Source organism: Pseudomonas sp. R76, assembly GCF_009834565.1.
Taxonomy (GTDB): domain Bacteria; phylum Pseudomonadota; class Gammaproteobacteria; order Pseudomonadales; family Pseudomonadaceae; genus Aquipseudomonas.
In genome coordinates this window covers 2,915,340-2,936,935 of record NZ_CP019428.1, presented here as the reverse complement: position 1 = coordinate 2,936,935, position 21,596 = coordinate 2,915,340, and the positions used below count along the sequence as shown (strand labels likewise).

The window sequence follows — 21,596 nt, the reverse complement described above, 5'->3', positions numbered from 1 at the left end:
CCCGCCATGGCTCGTTCTTCCCTGATAGCAAAGGCCTCAACTGACTGAGATGGCAATGACAAAACCACGTTCGAAAAAGGCGCTGTATATCGGCCTGCCACTGGCATTGGCGATCGGCGCCGGGGCGGGCTTCCTGGCCTGGGACCATTGGTTCCGGGGCAACGCGGGTTACCCGCTGGAGGTGATCAAGCAGGCCAATGAAATGCAGGACCGCCTGCTGTCGTTCGACAGCCATATCACTGTGCCAATGGATTTTGGCACCGCCGGCAATGAGGCCGACAAAGATGGCAGCGGCCAATTCGACCTCGCCAAGGCTGCACGCGGGCGCTTGTCGGGCGCGGCCCTGACGATTTTCGGCTGGCCGGAAATCTGGAACGGCCCCAATGCGCCGCACAAACCCACCGATGGGTTCGTCGAGGAGGCTCGCCACGAGCAGGAGGTGCGCTACAAGATCATCTCCGGCATGGTCCGCGACTTTCCCAACCAGGTCGGCATTGCCTACACCCCGGACGATATGCGCCGCCTGCATGGCGAGGGCAAGTTCGCGGTGTTTATCAGCATGCTCAACGCCTACCCGCTGGGCAATGACCTGAACCAGTTGGACCTGTGGGCGGCGCGCGGCATGCGCATGTTCGGCTTCAGCTATATCGGCAACAACGCCTGGTCCGACTCGTCGCGCCCGCTGCCATTTTTCAATGACAGCACCGACGCCCTCGAAGGGCTGTCGCCCATCGGCCAGCAAGCGGTGCATCGCCTCAATGACCTGGGCGTGATCATCGATGTGTCGCAAATGTCGACCAAGGCGCTGGAGCAAGTGGCGCAGTTGAGCCGCACGCCGATGGTGGCCTCGCACTCGGCGCCGCGTGCCTCGGTGGATATCCCACGCAACCTCAGCGACAAAGAACTGCAACTGATCAAGAACAGCGGCGGCGTGGTGCAGGTGGTGGGCTTTCCTGCGTATTTGCGCCCGTTGAGCCAGCCGACCCAGGACAAGCTCAACGCCCTGCGCGCGCGTTTCGATTTGCCGCCGCTGCCCAACCTGGCCATGGCCTTGATGCCCGGCGACGCGATTATCGCCGCCTGGTCCGAGCAGAAGTTTGGCCAGTACGCCAGCGCGCTGTACGCCATTCTCGAAGAGGAACCCAAGGCCACCCTCAAGGATTGGGGCGATGCCATCGACTACACCGTGCGCAAGATCGGCATTGATCACGTCGGTATCTCGTCGGACTTCAACGACGGCGGCGGCATCCAGGGCTGGGAGAACGTCGGCGAGGTGCGCAACGTCACTGCCGAGCTGATCCAGCGTGGTTATTCCGAAGCCGATATCGCCAAGCTGTGGGGAGGCAACTTCCTGCGCGTGTGGGACCAGGTACAAAAAGCCGCCAAGCCATTGGCCGACCGCTAATCAAGTAGAAGCAAGTCCATGACCGACCGCCGTACATTTCTCAAGCAGGCCGGCGTATTCGCCGCCAGCCTGCCGCTGGGCGCCGCCCTCCTCCCGCAGGCCTTGGCGGCCAATCCGGCACCTGCTGCGAACGACCCATGGACGGGGTTCAAACAGCTGTTTACCCAGGACCCGAACTACCTGCATTTTTCCAATTTCCTGGTGACCTCACACCCCAAACCGGTGCGCGACGCGATTGACCGCTACCGCCAGCAGATCGACCATAACCCCGGCCTGGCGATGGACTGGGGCCTGGAAGAAACCTGGAAACGTGAAGGCCAGGTGCGCGAATGGGCTGGCCGCTACCTGAATGCCACGCCGCCACAGATCGCGCTGACCGGCAGCACCTCGGAAGGCCTGGCGATGATCTACGGCGGCATCAAGCTGCGGCCCGACCAGGAAATTCTCACCACCGAGCACGAACACTACGCCACGCAGAACGTGCTGGATTTTCGCGTCGCACGGCAAGGCACGCAGGTGCGTCGCATCCGCTTGTTCGAGCAGGCCAGCCAGGTCTCCAGCGACGAAGTGCTGGGCAATATCAAGCGCAACATCCGCCCCAACACTCGCGTGCTGGGCATGACCTGGGTGCAGTCCGGCAGTGGCGTGAAGCTGCCCATCGGTGAAATCGGCAAGCTGGTCGATGAACTCAACCGCAACCGTGACGAGCAGGACCGCATTCTCTACGTGGTCGACGGCGTGCACGGCTTTGGCGTGGAAAACCTCGACTTCCCGGCCATGCACTGCGACTTCTTCATCGCCGGCACCCACAAATGGATGTTCGGCCCGCGCGGCACTGGCCTTGTCTGCGCCCGCGACAGTGAGAACAAATACGTCACGCCGATGGTGCCGACGTTCTCCGAGGACACCAATTTCGCCACCACCATGACGCCCGGCGGCTACCACGCCTTCGAGCATCGCTGGGCCGCCGACGAGGCCTTCAAGCTGCACCTGCAGCTGGGCAAGGCGCCGGTGCAGGCGCGTATTCATGCACTTAACACTGAGCTCAAAGACCAACTGCTGGCCCACCCGCAGATCGAACTGGTCACACCGCGCAGCCCCGAGCTGTCGGCAGGTTTTACCTTCTTCCGCGTCAAGGGCCAGGACAGTGAAGCCGTGGTGGCCCACATGCTGAAAAACCGCGTGGTGATCGATGCCGTGGACCGCGACGTCGGCCCAGTGATTCGCACCTCACCCGGCCTGCTTAACAGCTCAGATGAGATCCAGCGCTTCATGACCTTGCTGAGCCAACGGTTGTGACGGCTATTTTTTCCTTTGAACGAGATGCCCCAATGACTCCATCCCGACTCAAGCCCCTCACCGCCCTGGCGCTGACCGCGCTGTGCGGCGCGCTGTTGCCCGGCCTGGCCCAGGCCGCCACTGTGCAGCCGGGCAAAGTATTCAAGGACTGCAAGGACTGCCCCGAAATGGTCGTGCTGCCTGCCGGCACTTTCACCATGGGCACCCCGGAAGACGAAGTGGGCCGCGAGCCCGATGAAGGCCCGATGCATGAGGTGACCTTCGCCAAGCCCTTTGCCATGAGCCGCTTTCACATTACGGCCGGCGAATGGGACAGCTATGTGCGCCAGACCGGGGTCAAGATCGCCAATGGCGACGACCGCCCAGGCCGCGAATGCATCGCCAGCAAGCCGCGCTACCCGCAAGACCCACGCCAGCCGGCGGTGTGCATGGACATGGACGACATCAAGAACTACGTGGCCTGGCTGTCGAAAAAGACCGGGCAGAAATACCAGATGGTCAGCGAAGCGCAGCGTGAATATGCCGCCCGCGCCGGCTCGACCGGGCCCTTCCCTTTCCCTTTCGATGAAGGCAAGGGTTACAGCATCGCCGAACATGCCAACACCTACGGCCCGGCCGATGGCTACAGCTACTCATCGCCGGTCGGCAGCTACCCGCCGAATGCGTTTGGCATGTACGACATGCATGGCAATGTTTACGAGCGGGTTGCCGACTGCGAACACCCCAACTACATCGGCGCGCCCACCGACGGCAGCGCCTGGGTGGAGCCCAATTGCGAGAGCTACCAGATTCGCGGCAACGACTGGGGCGAAGCGCCGGTATTTTCACGCTCGGGTAACCGCAACAACATCTACCCGCAGACACGTGGCGACTGGATTGGCTTTCGGGTAGTGCGCGAGCTCTAAGCTCCCGCATTTTGCCTACGCGCACCGAACAATAACTGAAGCAGACACTTTCCAGTGTGGGAGCTGGCTTGCCTGCGATAGCGGTCGGTCAGGCAAATACTGTCAACCGGCCCGCCGTCATCGCAGGCAAGCCAGCTCCCACATTTGACTTGCGTGCACCGAACAATAACTGAAGCGGACACGCTCCAGTGTGGGAGCTGGCTTGCCTGCGATAGCGGTCGGTCAGGCAAATACTGTCAACCGGCCTGCCGTCATCGCAGGCAAGCCAGCTCCCACATTTGGCTTGCCTATATCAGGTAAAAATTTGCAGCAATGACTGCGGGAATCGAGCTCAAGGTCGTGTGCGAACCCTAAGGCCAGCGCCTTCCAAATGTGGGAGCGGGCTTGCTCGCGAAAGCGGTGTGCCAGTCACCAGCAGAATCGACTGATCCGCCGCCTTCGCGAGCAAGCCCGCTCCCACATTTTGCCTGCGTGCACCGAACAATAACTGAAGCGGACACGCTCCAGTGTGGGAGCTGGCTTGCCTGCGATAGCGGTCGGTCAGGCAAATACTGTCAACCGACCTGCCGTCATCGCAGGCAAGCCCGCTCCCACATTTTCGACCTGAATGTGCCAATCAGCCCATGTTCAGGCCTGCTTGGCCAACAGCTCCAACCCTTCATGCAACGCCGGGAACAGGCTGTTGTTGAAGTTGTTCCAGCGCAGTTCGAGGATGGTGTCCTCGGGCGAAATCTCGGTTTTCAGTACGTCGTGGAACACTTCGCCAGAGTCGATGCCGTTGTCCACGTAGTGGAACGACGCGCCGGTGAGGTACAGCGGTTCCGACGGCGTGGTGGCCTTGGTCGCCCAATCCACCACGGTTTGCCCACGCGCGCCGTAGAGCGCATTCCAGGTGGCATAGGCCCCACGGCGCTCGTAAGGCGATTCAATGCGGGTAATGCCCGGGTGAATGTTCATGATCCGCCGCGCAAACGGCGCGCCCGGCCGCACCAGCTCATCCAGAATCACCAGCAAGCCATCCAGCACCACGATATCGGCCTTCAACTCCACCAGCGTGTCGTGCAGGCGACGCTCGAAATCCTGCTTGCCGGCGATGTGTTCCGCACTGCCGCGCGGCAGGCGGCGATAGGTGGACGGCACGCTCAACAGCAGGTCGTTGACCAGACGCCCTTGTACCTTCAGGTCCGCCGGGTATAGCCATTGGCGGCCCGGCTTATAGGCAAAGCCGTAATCGCTGACCAACTGCTGGTCCCGCGGGTTCTGCTCATCATCGTCGTAGACCACGCCGACCAGGTTGTAAGCCTGGCCCAACGGCGTGTCGTTCAGCGACCCCACCAGAAACTCCAGCACCGACTTCATGTAGCGCTCGTGGTCCTTGTAGGCCACCGGCTGCCCGGCCTTGTCGGCGGCGGCATTTCTCAGGGACCACACATACACCAGGTTCTTTTTCGTCATCTTTCGCTCTCGCTGAGTGGGCTGCGCACCGCGTCGATACACGTGCGCCTACAGCACAAGAACGAACCAGCCCCGGCGCAATTTATCCCGCTGCGCTGGCGCCGAGCTAAATAGTCGCGCCGACGCTTCGTTTGTCATGGGTAAGGGTCTGTGTGCCCAGCCCCTCTTTTCACTCTCCGGGATGTATTTATGACCGACCCCAAACGCAGCGCCTTCAAGGGCCTGCTCGCCTTGCTCAGGCCCTTCCGTACCATCGTGACGGTCTCCGTCGCCCTCGGCATGGCGGGCGGCCTGGCCATCACCTTGCTGCTGGCCACCATCAACAATGCGCTGCATTCGGCCAACGGCATGACCCAAGGCGTGGTCCTGACGTTTGCGGCGTTGTGCGTGCTGGCGCTGGTCAGCTCGATCATTTCGGACATCGGCACCAACTACGTCGGCCAACGCATCATCGCCGCCTTGCGCAAAGACCTGGGTGAAAAAGTACTGTCGGCGCCCATCGGCCAGATCGAGCGCTACCGCTCGCACCGCCTGATTCCGGTGCTGACCCATGACGTCGACACCATCAGCGATTTTTCCTTCGCCTTCACACCGTTGGCCATCGCCGCCACGGTCACCCTCGGTTGCCTGGGCTACCTGGCCTACCTGTCGGTGCCGATGTTCCTGATGATGGTGGTGGCGATCATTATCGGCAGCGCCGTGCAGTTCATTGCCGGCGGCAAAGGCATTCAGGGGTTCGACCTGGCGCGCAGCCATGAGGATGAATTGCAGCGCTACTACAACGCGATCGCTTCCGGTGCCAAGGAACTGCGCATGCACCGGCCACGGCGTTTTCGCATGAACACTCATAGAATCCAGGAAACCGCCGACCGCATCAGCGACATTCAGGTGCGCTCGGTGAACATCTACATCCTCGCCAAGACCTTCGGCTCGATGCTGTTCTTCGTGGTGATCGGCCTGGCCCTGGCGATGCAGGCCTACAACCCGAACCCGGACCCTACGGTGATCACCGGCTTCGTGCTGGTGCTGCTGTACATGAAAGGCCCGCTGGAACACCTGCTCGGTTATCTGCCGGTGGTGGGCAAGGCCAAGATTGCGTTTGGCCGGATCAGCGAGCTGTCGGAACGCTTCTCTTCCCCCGAACCGCACCTGCTGATGGATGACAGCGAAGCACCCAAACCGGTGGTCAACAGCCTGGAATTGCGCGGCGTGAGCTACAGCCCACCGGCGATTGAAGGCAGCGAACCGTTCCACCTGGGGCCGATCAACCTGAGCATCAAGCAAGGCGACATCGTGTTCATCGTCGGCGAGAACGGCAGCGGCAAGACCACCCTGATCAAACTGCTGCTGGGCTTGTATCCGCCACAGGCCGGCGAGATTCGCCTCAACGGCGAGGCCGTCACCGACCCCGAGCGCGATGACTACCGCCAATTGTTCACCACGATTTTTTCCGACTACTACCTGTTCGACGACCTGGTGCAAGGCAGCGCCACCCAGTCACTGGACAGCGCGGCCAAATACCTGGAGCGCCTGGAAATTGCGCACAAGGTCAGCGTAAAAGACGGCGTGTTCAGCACCACCGACCTGTCCACCGGCCAACGCAAACGCCTGGCATTGGTCAACGCCTGGCTCGAAGAACGCCCGGTGCTGGTGTTCGACGAATGGGCCGCCGACCAGGACCCGGCGTTCCGCCGGATTTTCTACACCGAGCTGCTGCCGGACCTCAAGCGCCTGGGCAAAACCATCATCGTGATCAGCCACGACGACCGCTATTTCGATATCGCCGACCAGTTGGTGCGCCTGCGCGCCGGCCAGGTGGTGCACGAAATGGAACCGACCTGAAATTTATTTTCCGGTTTTTCCAAGTAGGAACGTCTCACTAGTGGTAATGAGAATAATACTCAATAGTCACCTATAACTTGCCCACTTAAACATAGAAGAGAACGCATCCATGCCAGCAAGACTCGGTCTCAGCCCCCTGAGCAAAGCGCTATCCATGCGCCGGGCCCTGAACATCAATCTTCTTCCGAGCGCACTGGCCCTGGCGATATCACTGCCGGTTGCAGGCTATGCGCAGGCACAGGAGATCGAGCTGGATATTCCTGCACAGTCGCTGGGGAGCGCGCTGCAGGAGTTTGGGCGCCAGACCAATGTGCAGGTGCTGTACAGCCCGAGCGATGTGCAGGGCAAGAGCAGCCGCGCAGTCAAAGGCAAACTGGACCCGCAGCGGGCAATCGACACCTTGCTGGGTGGGACCGAGACAACCCACACCCTCAATGGCAACTCGCTGACCGTGACCGCCGTCGGCACCTCCGCCGGGATGGAATTGAGCCCGACTCAAGTGACCGGCAACGCCTTGGGCAACATCACCGAAGACTCCGGCTCCTACACGCCGGGCACCATTGCCACGGCAACCCGTTTGACCCTGACGCCACGGCAAACCCCGCAGTCGATCACGGTGATCACCCGCCAGCACATCGAAGACTTCGGCCTCAATAACGTCGACGACGTCATGCGCCACACGCCTGGCATCACCGTGTCGGCCTATGACACCGACCGCACCAACTACTATTCCCGTGGTTTCTCGGTCAACAGCTTCCAGTACGACGGCATTCCGTCCACCGTGCGCAACGTCGGTTATTCGGCGGGCAACACCCTGAGCGACATGGCGATCTATGACCGCGTCGAAATCCTCAAGGGCGCCACCGGCCTGCTCAACGGTGCCGGCTCCCTGGGCGCGACCATCAACCTGATTCGCAAGAAGCCCACCTCGGAATTCAAGGGCCATGTGCAACTGGGCGCGGGTTCCTGGGACAACTACCGCAGCGAAGTCGACGTCAGCGGCCCGCTGACCGACAGCGGCAACGTCCGTGGTCGCGCAGTGGCGGCGTACCAAGACAAAAATTCCTTCATGGACCACTACTCGCGCAAGACCGAAACCTACTACGGCATTACCGAATTCGACCTGTCCCCCGACACCATGCTGACCGTGGGCTTCGACTACCAGGACAGCGTTCCACAAGGCTCCAGCTGGTCCGGTTCCTTCCCGCTGGTGAAATACGACGGCAGCATCAACAAGATGCCGCGCTCCTACAACAACGGCACCACCTGGAGCTCCTGGGAGCAAAACACCCGCACCGCCTTTGCCATGCTCGAGCATGACCTGGGCGATGGCTGGGTCACCAAGTTCCAGCTCGACCACAAGATCAACAGCTACCACGCCGACCTTGGCTCGATCCAGTTCGTTGAGCCCCAGTCCGATGGCAGCGCGTCGATCAACGGGCAGAAGTACACCGGCGAAACCAAAAGCACCTCGGCCGACCTGTATGCCACCGGGCCTTTCAGCTTGTTCGGCCGCGACCATGAATTGGTCGTAGGCGGCTCGATCGGCACCTCGCGCTGGCAGGGCAAAGGCTATTGGTCACCGGAATGGCCAGGCGGCAACAAAGTCGATTTCTACAACTGGAATGGCAAGATCGCCAAGCCTATCTATGGCCCGGTCCAGCAGTACACCGACGACACCATCCGCCAGACTGGTTATTACGTGACCACCCGCTTGAACGTGATGGATGACCTCAACGTGATCATCGGTGGGCGTGTTGCCAACTACCACGTCACCGGCAATAACCCGTCGTATAAAGAAACCGGCAGGTTCATTCCTTATGCTGGTGTGATCTACGACCTGAACGACAACTTTTCGCTGTACACCAGCTACACCGATATTTTCCAACCTCAGGAAAGCACCTATAAGGACCGCGACGAAAAACTGCTGGAACCGGACGAAGGGCAAAACTACGAGTTGGGCCTGAAGGGCGAGTTCTTTGACGGTCGCCTCAACACCAGCATTGCGTACTTCGAGGTGCATGAGACCAATCGTCCGATCTCAGACGATGCCTACAACAACCAGACACCGGCTCCGAGAAACTGGGCGTTCAAGAGCTCCAAGGCCGTCACCAAAGGCTATGAAGCGGAGATCTCCGGTGAGTTGAGCCCAGGCTGGCAACTTCAGGGTGGCTACACTCACAAGATCGTACGGGACGAAGACGGCAAGAAGCTCTCCACTTTCGAACCCGAACACCAGGTCAACCTGAACACCACCTACAAACTCAAGGGTGCCCTGGACAAGTTCACCGTTGGTGGCGGCGTGCGCTGGCAGACCAAAGCCTGGAATGAAATCTACAACAGGCCGCTCGATAAGAACCAGGACATCACCCAGTCGTCCTATACGGTGGTGGACCTGATGACACGCTATCAGGTAACCAAAAACCTCTCGGCGACCGTGAACTTCAACAACATCTTCGACACGACTTACTACACCAACGTGGGCTTCTACGACTCGGCCGCCTACGGTGAGCCGCGCAACGTAATGTTCAGCACCCGCTGGGACTTCTGATCGGATGCACTGATCGCCCCAGGCGATCAACCCAACGCCCGATGAAAGCGCCGCTTTCATCGGGCTTTTTTATGCCTGTCTATTAAGGCCATGCTCGGTCAACTGTGGGAGCTGGCTTGCCTGCGATGCAGGCACCTCGAAATGTCAGGCACCCAGTCGATGCCATCGCAGGCAAGCCAGCTCCCACAGAACAGCATGCCTGCCCGGGCTGAAATCCAGCACAAAAAAACCCGGATCGATGATCCGGGTTGATTCGTGAGTCGCCCCCCTTAGTCCATGGCGGCCACCAGGCTGTTGATGAACGCGGCGCTGTCGATGATCCCGTCATGATCGGTGTCGATCATGACCGAACGCTCAATGCGCCCCTGGCCAATCACACTTACCATGTTCTGCTCGATCAGGTCCTTGAACTGCCCCGCGCGGCTTAACGAGGCCCACCAGCAACTCACCGGCGCCTTGATCGGCTTGAAGTCCGCTGCCTCCAGGCGCTCGCTCAACGCACGGTCAACCGCCCAGGAAATCTGCGCCTCGTTGCCACGCAGCAATTCTTCCTTAATGCCGGTAAATGCCTCACCCAAGGTCTGTTCGGCCCAGGCAACAAACGCTCGCCATTGCTCGTCTTCATCCGCAGCCTGACGCTGGCACTGCTGCCACGCGCCTTCAATCTGCTCGGCAAACGCCGGGAACATCACCCCAAGCAACGCCGCACGGCGCTCATTGGCGCAGGCCTCACGCCCCTGCTCGACGACCACCGCGTCCCAATACGGCGTGAGCCACTGCGGCGGCGCCGAATCGATCCAGCCGACAAACTCCACCTCGCGCCCTGCTTGCTCCAGTGCGTAAGCGACCTCCATCGCCAGGTTGCCGCCCAACGACCAACCCGCCAGTCGATAGGCGCCCTCGGGCTGAGCCGCCAGTAATTGCGCGGCGTAATCGTCAACCATCGCCTGCCACTCAGGCACCGACGCGCCCTCTTCCACCAGTGCACGGCAGATCACCCCATAAACCGGGCGTTGCTCGCGCAGCGCCAAGGCAATCGCGGTATAGCAATGCACCGAGCCAAAGCTTGGGTGGAACATAAACAGCGGCGTACCTTGGGTCTGGCTGTTGAGCTTGACGATCAACTCGCTGCGCGCGCTGCCCTGCAAACAATTGACCTGCCCGCGCACAGTCGGGTTAAGCATCAACTGGCTGACAGACAGGTTGACCCCGCTGACCTGCCGGAGGCGTTCCTTGAGCAACAGCACACGCAAGGAATGCCCACCCAACTCAAAGAAGTTGTCGTTCAGCCCTACCCGCTCAACACCCAGCACCTCGCTCCAGATTGCAGCCACCTGTTGCTCGATCTCGCTGTGCGGCGCCTGGTATTCCCCTGCGCCGTTGGCTTCAGGCTTGGGCAGCGCCTTGCGATCCAGCTTGCCATTTGGGCTCAGCGGCATCTGCTCAAGCACCACCCACTGCGCGGGCACCATGTAGTCCGGCAAGTGCGCGGCCAAGTGCGCGCCGACCACAGTTTTCCAGTCCGCACTCGGCGCCTGCAATATCACGTAACCCACCAAGTGCGTGCCGTCCACGGCCAGCACGGCTGCTTCACGCACAGCGTCATGCTCCAGAAGACGCGCCTCGATTTCACCCAACTCGATGCGCAGCCCGCGCAGCTTGACCTGATGGTCGATGCGGCCTGCGTACTCGATCACCCCATCGTCGCGATAGCGCGCCAGGTCGCCCGTGCGGTACAGGCGTGCGCCGCTGCCGAATGGGTCAGTCACAAAACGTTCAGCGGTGAGCGCCGGGCGACGGTGATAACCCCGCGCCAGGCCAATACCGCACAGGTACAACTCGCCCAACACGCCCACCGGCGCCGGTTCCAGGTTGCTGTTCAGCACGTAGCAGCCCAGGTTGGCGATAGGCCGGCCAATCGGCACGGTGTCACTGCCTTCGTCAACGCACGTCCAGTGGGTCACATCAATCGCGGCCTCCGTCGGCCCGTACAGGTTGTACAACCGCGCAGCAGGCAGCTTGGCAAAGACCTGTTGCTGCGCGTCCACCGGCAAGGCTTCACCGCTGCACACAATGCGTTGCAGGCTGTGGCAGGAACCCACCGCCGCATCCTGCAAGAAGGCTTGCAGCATGGACGGCACAAAGTGCAGCGTGGTGACATGCTCGGCGTTGATCAAGCTGACCAACCGGGCCGGATCGCGATGATCTCCCGGCGCCGCCACCACCAGGCGCGCGCCGGTCATCAGCGGCCAGAAGAACTCCCACACCGATACGTCAAAACTGAACGGGGTTTTCTGCAGCACTGTATCGCCGCCATCCAGGCCATACGCCTGCTGCATCCAGCAGAGTCGATTGGTCAGTGCCGAATGCCGATTACCGGCGCCCTTGGGCTGCCCGGTAGAACCCGAGGTGTAGATCACATACGCCAGGTTCTCGCCATCCACTGCGACATCAGGGTTGTGCTCGCTGTAACCATCAAGCCAGGCCGCGCCGCTCTCCAGCACCAGGCTCTCCAGCACCAGGCTCTGCACGCCTGCCGGCAGCGGCAGCTGCGCCAGCACATGAGCCTGGGTCAGCAGCAGGTTCACGCCACTGTCTTGCAGCATGTAGGTGAGTCGGTCACGCGGGTATTCCGGGTCCAGCGGCACATAGGCGCCACCGGCCTTGAGCACGGCCAGCAGGCCGACGACCATCTCGATGGAGCGCTCCACCGCCAACCCGACCAGCACGTCCGGCCCCACGCCCGCCGCTATCAAGCGATGCGCCCGGCGGTTGGCACGACGGTTCAGCTCGGCGTAACTCAGCTGCTGACCGGCAAAGGCCAGCGCCGGGGCGTCCGGCGTACGCAGCACCTGAGCTTCAATCAACTGATGCACGCCCTGTTGCAGCGGGTAAGTCTGCGCCGTGGCATTCCAGGCCTGCAGCATCTGGCGCTCGGCCTGCGTCACCGACGGCAGCGCGGCCAGGCGCTGGTCGGCATCGACAATCAGCGCGTTCAGCAACTGCTGGAAGTGCTCGGCCAGGCGTTGGATATGGGCGGCACTGAAGGCCTGCCGGTCGTAGTTGAATTCAAGCCCGAGGCTGTCGCCCATGCCCAACAGCACGGTCAGCGGGTAATGCGTCTGCTCCAGGCTGTGCACGGCACCAAAGCGCAGGCCCGACGGCGCGCCCTGCTCCAACGCCTCAGACACCGGGTAGTTCTCGAACACCAGGATGCTGTCGAACAGCGCCTCGCCGCCCAACCCGGCCCAGCGCTGAATCTCGAACAGCGGCGTGTGCTCTTGCTCGCGCAAGCGCACGTTCTGCGCCTGGATCTGCTGCAGCCACTGGCTGACCGACAGCTGCGCCTCAGGCGTGGCCACCACGGGCAGCGTGTTGATAAACAAACCGACTTGCTGCTCGATGCCGCGCAGCTCGGCCGGGCGCCCCGCCACGGTGGCGCCGAAGGCCACAGTGGCCTGCCCGGTGTGATGCTGCAGCAGCAATAGCCAGGCGGCTTGCACCAAGGTATTGAGCGTGACCTTGTTGCTTTGTGCGAACGCTTTGAGGCGTTCGGTATGAGCGGCATCAAAGCTCAAACGATGTTCGCCATTGGCCTCAAGGGCCGCAGGCGCTTCAGTCGAAAGGTCACGCGCCAGACGCGTAGGCGCCTGCAGGTTGGCCAGTTGCTGTTTCCAGAAGGTTTCGCTGACGGCCTTGTCCTGGGCCAGCAGCCAGGCAATGTAGTCGCGATAACGCCCGGTCGGTGCCGCCAGCGGCTCGCCGGCGTAGTGTTGCAGCACCTCGCCGAACAGCTGCGAACCGCTCCAGCCGTCCATCAGGATGTGGTGATTGGTGTAGATCAGGTGATAACTCGACGCACCCGTGCGGATCACCGACAGGCTCAACAGCGGCGCCTGTTCCAGCACAAAACCCTGGGCGCGTGCCGACTCGGCCAGGCTGTCGAGCGCCGTAAGGCAATCCGCGCGGCCTTGCCAATCAAGCTCGTCCAGTGGCATCCGCCGCTGCTTGTAGACCACCTGCAACGGTTGCTCCACATCGGTCTGCCAGAGGAAGCCGCTGCGCAAAATCTCATGGCGATCCACCGCCGCCTGCCAGGCCTGGCGGAAGCGCGGCACATCGAGGCCGTCCACATCGATGCGCATCTGGTTGATGTAGTCGCCCGAGCCCTCGCCATACAGCGACTGGAACAACATACCCTGCTGCATCGGCGACAACGGGTACAGGTCTTCAACCTCGGCGACGCTCAGTGGCAGTGCGTCCAGTTGGCCTTGAGACAAGCGCGCCAGCGGGAAGTCCGACGGCGTCACGCCTTGATGGGCCGCCGCGCAGCAATGCTCGATCAGAGCTTTGAGTTCCCGCGCGTAGTCATCCGCCAATTGCTGCACGGTGGCTTGCGCGAACATTTCCTGACTGAAACTCCAGTTCAGTTTCAACTCACCGCCGTACACTTGGCCATTGATCTCCAGCCAGTTACCCAGCGGGGCATCCAGGCTTTGCTCGGTGCCACTGGCGTCACCGGAAGGCGCGAACAGGCCTTCTTGTTCGCCGCCTTCGAAACTGCCGTCGAATTGCCCCAGGTAGTTGAACGTGGTGCGCGGTCGCGGCAAGGCGCCCAATGCCTGTTGCGCCTCGGCGTTACCCAGATAACGCAAAGCACCAAAACCGAGGCCTTTATTCGGGACGGCGCGCAGTTGTTCCTTGATGTGTTTGAGCGAGCCTGCCAGCGAATCGGTCGGCGCCAGTTGCAACGGATAGAGGCTGGTAAACCAACCGACGGTGCGGGTCAGGTCGATCTCATCGAACAGGTCTTCGCGGCCGTGGCCTTCCAGGCGGATCAGCATCGATTCATCACCGGTCCAGCGCACAATCACGCGCGCCAGGGCGGTCAGCAACAGGTCGTTGATCTGGGTTCGATAGGCACTTGGAGCATCCTGCAGCAAGCGACGGGTAAACCCTTGATCCAAGTGCGTCGTCACGCTCAGGGCGTGACGGTTACTCACGCTGGCCTGCGGGTCGGCGCCCGGCAAACCGGCGCGACTGCCCTGCAACTGCGCCTGCCACCATGCCAACTCCCGCGCCAGCGCCGGGGTGGCTGCGTATGCCTGCAGCCGCTCGGCCCAGGCGCGGGTGGAGCTGGTTTTGGCCGGCAGTACCACGCGGGCGCCTTCGGCCAGTTGGCGGTAGGCGGTTTGCAAGTCTTCCAACAGGATGCGCCAGGACACACCGTCCACCACCAAGTGGTGGATCACCAGCAGCAAGCGCTGCGCGCCGTCAGCCATGTCCACCAACACCGCACGCAGCAACGGGCCTTGATTCAAGTCGAGACTGCGCTGGGCTTCTTCACCCAGGGCCTCAAGCTCTTCGAGGCTGTTCAGCGTGGTTTGCCACAGCACCTGTTCGGCCTGATGCTGCTGGGCGCCTCGGTACGCCGCGCTCCAGCCATTCGCACCTTGGGCAAACGTGGTGCGCAGGGCGTCGTGGTGCACAATCAACGCCTCCAGCGCCGCCACCAGCACCGGCACTTCCAGCCGTTGGTGCGGTTGCAGTATCACGGACTGGTTCCAGTGCTCACGCTGCGGGATGTCATCGGCAAAAAACCCGTGTTGGATCGGCAGCAGCAGCAACTCGCCGGTCAGCGCCGACTGATCCAGCACCACCGCGCCCTCGCCTTCGCGGGCCACGGCTGCCAGGCTCTGCACCGTCTGGTGCTGGAACAGGTCCTTGGGCGTGAAGCGCACACCCGCTTGGCGGGCGCGACTGACCACTTGAATCGAAATAATCGAGTCACCGCCCAGTTCGAAGAAATTGTCATGCAAGCCCACACGCGGCAGGCGCAGCACGTCGGACCAGATCGCGGCGATTTTCTGCTCCAGCTCGCTCTGTGGCGCGACATACACCTGCTGCATCTGGCTCACGTCGGGCGGCGGCAAGCCTTTGCGGTCCAGCTTGCCATTCGGCGTCAGCGGCATGCGCGGCAAGAACATCAGGTGCGTGGGCACCATGTAATCGGGCAGCCGGGTTTTCAAGGCGCGGCGCAGCGCTTCGCGGCCGTTCGATTGGGCCACCGCGTCGTCGATCAATGCCGGGTCCAAAGGCACTACATAGGCGACCAACTGCTTGCCGGTCGGGCCTTCCTGGGCCACCACCACGGTTTCACCGACACTGTCCTGCTCGCGCAGGCGCGCTTCGATTTCACCCAGCTCAATGCGGAAACCACGGATTTTCACTTGATGGTCGACACGACCAAGGTAGTCCACCACACCGTCCGGGCGCCCACGGGTCAAGTCGCCGCTGCGGTACACGCGGTTGCCGGGTTTGCCGAATGGGTCCGGCACGAAGCGTTCGGCGGTCAGTGCCGGGCGCTCCAGGTAACCCCGGGCCACGCCCTCGCCGCCCAGGTACAACTCGCCGGCGACGCCGATGGGTTGCAGGTTCAACTGCGCGTCCAGTACGTAGCCGCTGCGGTTGCCCAGCAACGTACCAATCGGTGCGTAGACGGCGCCGCATGGGTCGCCCTTGCGCGCCTTCCACAACAGCGGCGTCACCACGGTTTCAGTCGGGCCGTAACCGTTGAACAGGTAAGTCGGCTTCAGCGCGCGCCAGGCCAAGTCATAGCTGGCTTGCGCCACCGCATCACCACCAAAGCAGTAAACCCGCACGGCCGGTGGGTTGCCGTCGCGTTCGGCGTGCTCGGCCAGTTGTTGCAGGTAAACCGGCGGGAACACCGCCATCGTCACGTTGTGACGGTGCATCTGCGCGTAGGTGTACTCCGGCAGCCACAGGCTGTCATCGCGGATCAGCACACTGGCGCCGTTGATCAGCGGGTGCATCCAGCCTTCGTGGGAACCGTCGAAAGCGAATGACATAAAGTGCAGTTCGCAGTCGGCTGGACCGGTTTCATAACGCTCGCCAGTGGCGATGATATGCGCCACCAACGGCCCGTGGGACACCGCTACGCCCTTCGGCATGCCGGTGGAACCGGAGGTGTAGATCACGTAGGCGAGGTTGTCACCATCCAGTGCGACCTGTGGAGCGCTATCGTCAGCGTCGGCCCAGGCTTCGGCCTGATCAACGGCCAGTGCTTCCAGGCCTTCAGGAATCGGCAAGCGCTGCTGCACCGCCGAGTGGGTCAACAACAGTTTGGCGCGGCTGTCTTGCATCATGTAGAGCAGGCGATCGCGCGGGTATTCCACGTCCAACGGCACGTAAACGCCACCGGATTTCATCACCGCCAGGAACGCCACCATGATCTCGGCACTGCGCGGCATGGCAATCGCAACGCGTACTTCCGGGCCGACACCGCGGGCAATCAAGGCGTGCGCCAGGCGGTTGGCCTGGCGGTCGAGTTCACCGTAGGTGAGGGTTTGCGCATCGAATTTCACCGCCACGGCAGTCGGGGTTTCCCGCGCGCGGTCGGCGACCAATTCGTGCACCAGACGTTTGGCCGAGAAGCCCGAGTCGGTGCAGTTCCACAGCTGAAGAATCTGTTGCTGCTCGGCACTGTCCAGCAGCGGCAATTGGCTGAGGCTTTGCTGCGGGTCGGCAACCATGCCCTGCAACAGGTTCTGCCAATGGCGAGCCATGCGTTGCACGGTGGCGGCTTCAAACAGGTCCTGGGCATAACCCAGCGTGGCCCAGATACCCTCGTTGGATTCCTGAATATCCAGGTCCAGATCGAAATGCGCGGTCTTGCTCTCCCAGTCCAACCCTTCTACCCGCAGCTGCGGCAGTTGGTGCTGGACCTGGGCCTGGCCGACATCGGTCTGGTGGTTGAACATCACCTGGAACAACGGGTTGTGGCTGAGGCTACGCTCCGGTTGCAGGGCTTCCACCAGTTGCTCGAACGGCAGGTCCTGATGCGCCTGGGCATCCAGCGCGCGTTGGCGTGTGTGCTGCAATAACTGCTCGACGCTCATCTGCCCATGCAGGTCAGCCTTGAGCACTTGCGTGTTGACGAAGAAGCCGATCAGGCGCTCGGTCTCGCTGCGATTGCGGTTGGCAATCGGCACACCGACGCGGATCTCTTCCTGGCCGCTGTAGCGGTGCAGCAAGGTTTGGAACGACGCCAGCAGCAGCATGAACAGCGTCACGCCTTGCTGCTGGGCCAAGGCTTTGAGGTCGTGGGCCAGTGTCGGCGCCAGCTCGATAGGCAGGCGCGCGCCACGGTGGCTCTGCACCGCCGGGCGTGGGTGGTCGAAGGGCAGCTCCAGCACGCTTTGCTCACCGCCCAGCACCTCGCGCCAATACGCCAGTTGACGCGCCTTCTCCCCCGCGTCCATCCACTTGCGTTGCCACACGGCATAGTCGGCGTACTGAATCGGCAGCGGCGGCAGCTGCACGCCCTGCCCTTGACTGTAAGCAGCGTAAAGCTGCACCAGTTCTTCCACCACCAACTGCATCGACCAACCATCGGACACGATGTGATGCTGGACCAGCACCAGCACATGCTCGTCATCGGCCAGGCGCAACAGCGTCACGCGCAGTAACGGCCCTTGTTGCAGGTCGAACGGCTGGGCGATTTCTGCTTCTACACGGGCCTTGAGCTGGGCTTCGTCGACATCGCCCAGCGCGATTTGCACCGACACCAGCGGGTCAATCACCTGCACCGCACCGTCGTGGGTCTGGCGCACACAGGTGCGCAGGCTTTCATGCCGGGCCAGCAAGGTGTCGAAACTGCGCTGCAACGCGGCAATGTCCAACCGCCCTTTCAAACGCAAGGCGCTGGGCACGTGATACGCCGCGCTTTGCGGCTCCAGTTGCCAGAGGAACCATTGGCGCTCCTGGGCATACGACAACAGCAGCGGTTGGTCACGCCCTACCGGCAGCAGTGCCGGCGCCTTGGGCGCAGTCGGGGAATGGGCTTCAATGGCGGCGACAAATCCATCCAGGCGCGGCTGCTCGAACAGAGCCTTGAGCGGCACTTCCAGGTTCAGCGCGTGACGAATACGCGAGACCACCTGCATCGCCAGCAACGAATGCCCACCCAGCTCGAAAAAGTGCTGGGTCAGGCCTACACGCTCAGTGCCGAGGATATCGGCCCAGATCGCCGCAACCTGCTGTTGCAAGGCGGTGACTGGCGCTTGCCAATCGGCTTGCACCGCGGCGGCATCGGGTTTTGGCAGGGCCTGACGGTCCAGCTTGCCATTGGGGTTCAACGGCATGCGTGGGAGGAAGATCAAGTGCGCAGGCACCATGTAATCCGGCAATTGCTCGCGCAGCGTGGCCTTGAGCTGTTCACCCGCCGCAAACTGCTCGTGCTCGGGCAGCGCGTGAGTGGGTACTACGTAGGCCAGCAGTTGGTTGTCAGCCGCAAGAAGCAGGGCTTCGCGCACGCCTGGCTGGGCCAGCAGCAATGCTTCGATTTCACCCAGCTCAATGCGGAAACCTCGGATCTTGACCTGATGATCGACCCGCCCGACGTACTCGATCACGCCATCGGCGCGACAGCGAGCCAGGTCACCAGCGCGATACAGGCGCGCGCCCGAATGACTGAAAGGGTCGGCGACAAACCGTTCCGCCGTCAGCGCCGGGCGTTGCAGATAGGCACGCGCCAGGCCGCTTTCACTGGCGATATACAGCTCACCCACGGCACCGACCGGCAGCAGGTTCAAATCCCGGTCGAGCACATACAACCCACGCCCCGCCAGCGCGCGGCCGATGGGGCTGGCGCTGGCGCCGATCATAGTGGTGTCGGCGCTGCAGTCCAGCACGCTGGACACCACGGTCGCCTCGGTCGGCCCATAAGTATTGAGCAGCCGCACCTGCCCAAGCCCTGCACGACGCCACAACGCCGGGCCATCCAGCGGCATGGCTTCGCCGCCAATATGCACCTGGCGCAGTGCGCCGTAAGCGCGCGGGCCGGCTGCCAGGCAATCCTGCAAAAAGAGTTTCCAGTAGGCGGTGGGCAAGTCGGCCAGGGTGATGCCCTGAGCAATAATCTGCCGGTACAGCTCGGCACCGTCCCACAGTTGCGGGCCACGCAGCACCACGGTGGCACCTAGGGTCAGGGCCGGGTACAACTGCTCGACGAAACCGTCGAAGTTCAAGGTCGCGAACTGCAGAACTCGGTCATCCGCAGTCAGGCACGAATAGTCAGCGGCAATGCTCGCAAACTCACTCAAGGCGGCATGGTTGATGGCGACACCCTTGGGCTTGCCGGTAGAGCCTGAGGTGTAGATGACGTAGGCCAGGTTGCGCGGTTCGAAGTCGAGCCCTGGATTGTGCTCGGCACAGTGCGCCAGTTGCGCCTCGGCCAAGTCGATGTCCAGGGTCGCCAAGTGCTCAGGCAGCGGCAGGCGCTGACGCAGCGATGATTGCGTGAGCACCAGCCTCACGCCGCTGTCTTCAAGCATGTGCAGCAGGCGCTCACGCGGGTATTGCGGGTCGAGCGGCACGTACGCACCGCCCGCCTTGAGCACCGCCAGCAGGCTCACCACCATGGCAAACGAGCGCTCCACGGCAATGCCGACCAGCACTTCCTCGCCTACGCCCTGGGCGATCAGGTAGTGGGCCAGACGGTTGGCCTGGCGGTTCAACTCGCCATAGCTGATGGCCTGCTCGTCCAGCGCCAAGGCCTGGCGTTCAGGGTGCTGCCGGGCCTGAGCCTCGAACCGTTGATGCACCGCATGCAGTTCGATGCCGGTAGCCGGCGCGTTCCACGCCTTGAGTACCTCCGTATGTTCGGCGGCGCCGAGCATCATTACATCACTGAGACGACTCTGCGGTGCGTTCACCACTGCGTGCAGCAGGTTCTGCCAGTGTTGCGCCAAACGCTCGATCGTCGCGGCCTCGAACAGGTCGGTCGCATAGGTCAGCGCCGCCCAGATGCCTTCTGCGGACTCATGAGTGTCCAGGCTCAGATCGAAGTGCGTGGTCTGGTTGTCCCAGTCCAGTTCCGAGACGCGCAGGCCGGGTAATTGCTGGCCCTCGCGCCCGCCCTGGGCGTCGGTCTGGTGGTTGAACATCACCTGGAACAATGGGTTGTGGCTCAGGCTGCGCTCGGGCTGCAACGCCACCACCAGCTGTTCGAACGGCAGGTCCTGGTGGGCCTGGGCTTCCAGCGAGCGACGCTTGGTCTGCTGCAGCAGTTCGACGAAGCTCATCTGCCCATCAAGGTCGGCCTTGAGCACTTGGGTGTTGACGAAAAAGCCGATCAGCCGCTCGGTCTCGACCCGGTTGCGGTTGGCAATCGGCACGCCGACACGGATGTCCGACTGCCCGCTGTAGCGATAGAGCAAAGTCTGGAACGCAGCCAGCAGCAGCATGAACGGCGTCGCGCCCTCTTGCTGCGCAAGGCGCTTGATACCACTGACCAGCTCCGGTGACAGATGCACCTGCAAACTGGCGCCACGATGGCTTTGCTGGGCCGGGCGCGGGTGATCGAGGGGCAATTCCAGCACCGGTTGCTCGCCACCCAGCAGTGCCTGCCAGTACGCCAATTGACGGGCTTTCTCACCCGCTTCCATCCAGCCGCGCTGCCACAGGGCATAGTCAGCGTACTGGATCGGCAGCTCGGGCAATTCCAGGTTGCGGCCCTGGCTGCAGGCGGCATAGAGCTGCACCAGCTCCTCGACCATGACCTGCATCGACCAGCCATCGGAAATGATGTGATGCTGCACCATCACCAGCACATGTTCATCGTCGGCCAGTTGCAGCAGCGTCACGCGCAACAGCGGCGCCTGGAGCAGATCGAAAGGCCGCGCAACTTCGGCTTCCACCTCAGCCATCAAGTGCTGTTCGTCCGTGCGCCTGTGCACGATTTCAACCCGGGCTTCAGGCATCACGGCCTGGGTCAGCTGTTCAGCCTCCTGCACCAGGCGGGTACGCAGGCTTTCGTGGCGGGCCAGCAAACGGTCGAAACTGTGTTGCAGCGCCGCCAGGTCCAACTGGCCCTGCAAGCGCAGCGCGCCAGGAATGTGATAAGTGGCGCTGTCAGGGTCCAACTGCCACAGGAACCACTGGCGCTCCTGGGCGTATGACAAAGGCAGTGCCTCGACACCCTCGCGGGTGGGCGCAATCGGCAATTGCGCGAAGCTCATGCCGCGCGCTTGCAGGCGCTGATAAAACTGCTGGCGTTGTTCAAGCGGCAGGCGAAGAAAGCGCGAGACCAGATCGATATTAGGGTTGGAAAGCATGG

Annotated in this window: 7 protein-coding genes; 5 read left to right on the top strand and 2 right to left on the bottom strand. The window is 62.3% G+C overall.

All coding sequences use genetic code 11. From position 1 onward, the window contains the following. Window positions 1–55: 55 nt before the first annotated feature. The 3 genes from pvdM to pvdO are packed head-to-tail and all read left to right on the top strand — an operon-like array spanning window position 56 to window position 3,609. Entirely contained in the window at window positions 56–1,405 is a 1,350-nt protein-coding gene (gene pvdM / locus PspR76_RS13335) for a pyoverdine-tailoring dipeptidase-like protein PvdM (protein WP_159955899.1), read from the top strand. 18 nt (window positions 1,406–1,423) lie between these two features. Beyond that, window positions 1,424–2,704 (top strand): pyoverdine-tailoring periplasmic protein PvdN, encoded by a 1,281-nt coding sequence (gene pvdN / locus PspR76_RS13330; protein ID WP_159955897.1) that lies wholly within the window; start codon window positions 1,424–1,426, stop codon window positions 2,702–2,704. A 32-nt stretch (window positions 2,705–2,736) separates the two neighbouring features. After that, entirely contained in the window at window positions 2,737–3,609 is an 873-nt protein-coding gene (gene pvdO / locus PspR76_RS13325; RefSeq protein WP_159955895.1) for a dihydropyoverdine dehydrogenase, read from the top strand. Window positions 3,610–4,236: 627 nt separating this feature from the next. On the opposite strand, the gene PspR76_RS13320 is transcribed toward pvdO, so the two are convergent. Next, window positions 4,237–5,064, bottom strand: coding sequence for a N(5)-hydroxyornithine transformylase PvdF (locus PspR76_RS13320; protein WP_159955893.1), 828 nt, complete (start codon window positions 5,062–5,064; stop codon window positions 4,237–4,239). 189 nt (window positions 5,065–5,253) lie between these two features. Between PspR76_RS13320 and PspR76_RS13315 the strand changes: the two genes are divergently transcribed. After that, a complete protein-coding gene (locus PspR76_RS13315) occupies window positions 5,254–6,906 on the top strand; it encodes a cyclic peptide export ABC transporter (protein ID WP_159955891.1) in 1,653 nt (550 codons plus the stop codon). A gap of 109 nt (window positions 6,907–7,015) precedes the next feature. Continuing rightward, complete coding sequence (locus PspR76_RS13310; protein WP_159955889.1) at window positions 7,016–9,457, top strand: TonB-dependent siderophore receptor; 2,442 nt, start codon at window positions 7,016–7,018, stop codon at window positions 9,455–9,457. A 269-nt stretch (window positions 9,458–9,726) separates the two neighbouring features. On the opposite strand, the gene PspR76_RS13305 is transcribed toward PspR76_RS13310, so the two are convergent. Further along, window positions 9,727–21,594: a non-ribosomal peptide synthase/polyketide synthase gene (locus PspR76_RS13305; RefSeq protein WP_159955887.1), complete on the bottom strand. Its 11,868-nt coding sequence runs from the start codon at window positions 21,592–21,594 to the stop codon at window positions 9,727–9,729. Window positions 21,595–21,596: the final 2 nt, after the last annotated feature.

Excerpts from the sequence above, each read along its gene's own strand:
- pvdM (WP_159955899.1), top strand. The coding sequence starts at position 56 with ATGACAAAACCACGTTCGAAAAAGGCGCTGTATATCGGCCTGCCACTG.
- pvdN (WP_159955897.1), top strand. The coding sequence starts at position 1,424 with ATGACCGACCGCCGTACATTTCTCAAGCAGGCCGGCGTATTCGCCGCC.
- pvdO (WP_159955895.1), top strand. The coding sequence starts at position 2,737 with ATGACTCCATCCCGACTCAAGCCCCTCACCGCCCTGGCGCTGACCGCG.
- PspR76_RS13320 (WP_159955893.1), bottom strand. The coding sequence starts at position 5,064 with ATGACGAAAAAGAACCTGGTGTATGTGTGGTCCCTGAGAAATGCCGCC.
- PspR76_RS13315 (WP_159955891.1), top strand. The coding sequence starts at position 5,254 with ATGACCGACCCCAAACGCAGCGCCTTCAAGGGCCTGCTCGCCTTGCTC.
- PspR76_RS13310 (WP_159955889.1), top strand. The coding sequence starts at position 7,016 with ATGCCAGCAAGACTCGGTCTCAGCCCCCTGAGCAAAGCGCTATCCATG.
- PspR76_RS13305 (WP_159955887.1), bottom strand. The coding sequence starts at position 21,594 with ATGCTTTCCAACCCTAATATCGATCTGGTCTCGCGCTTTCTTCGCCTG.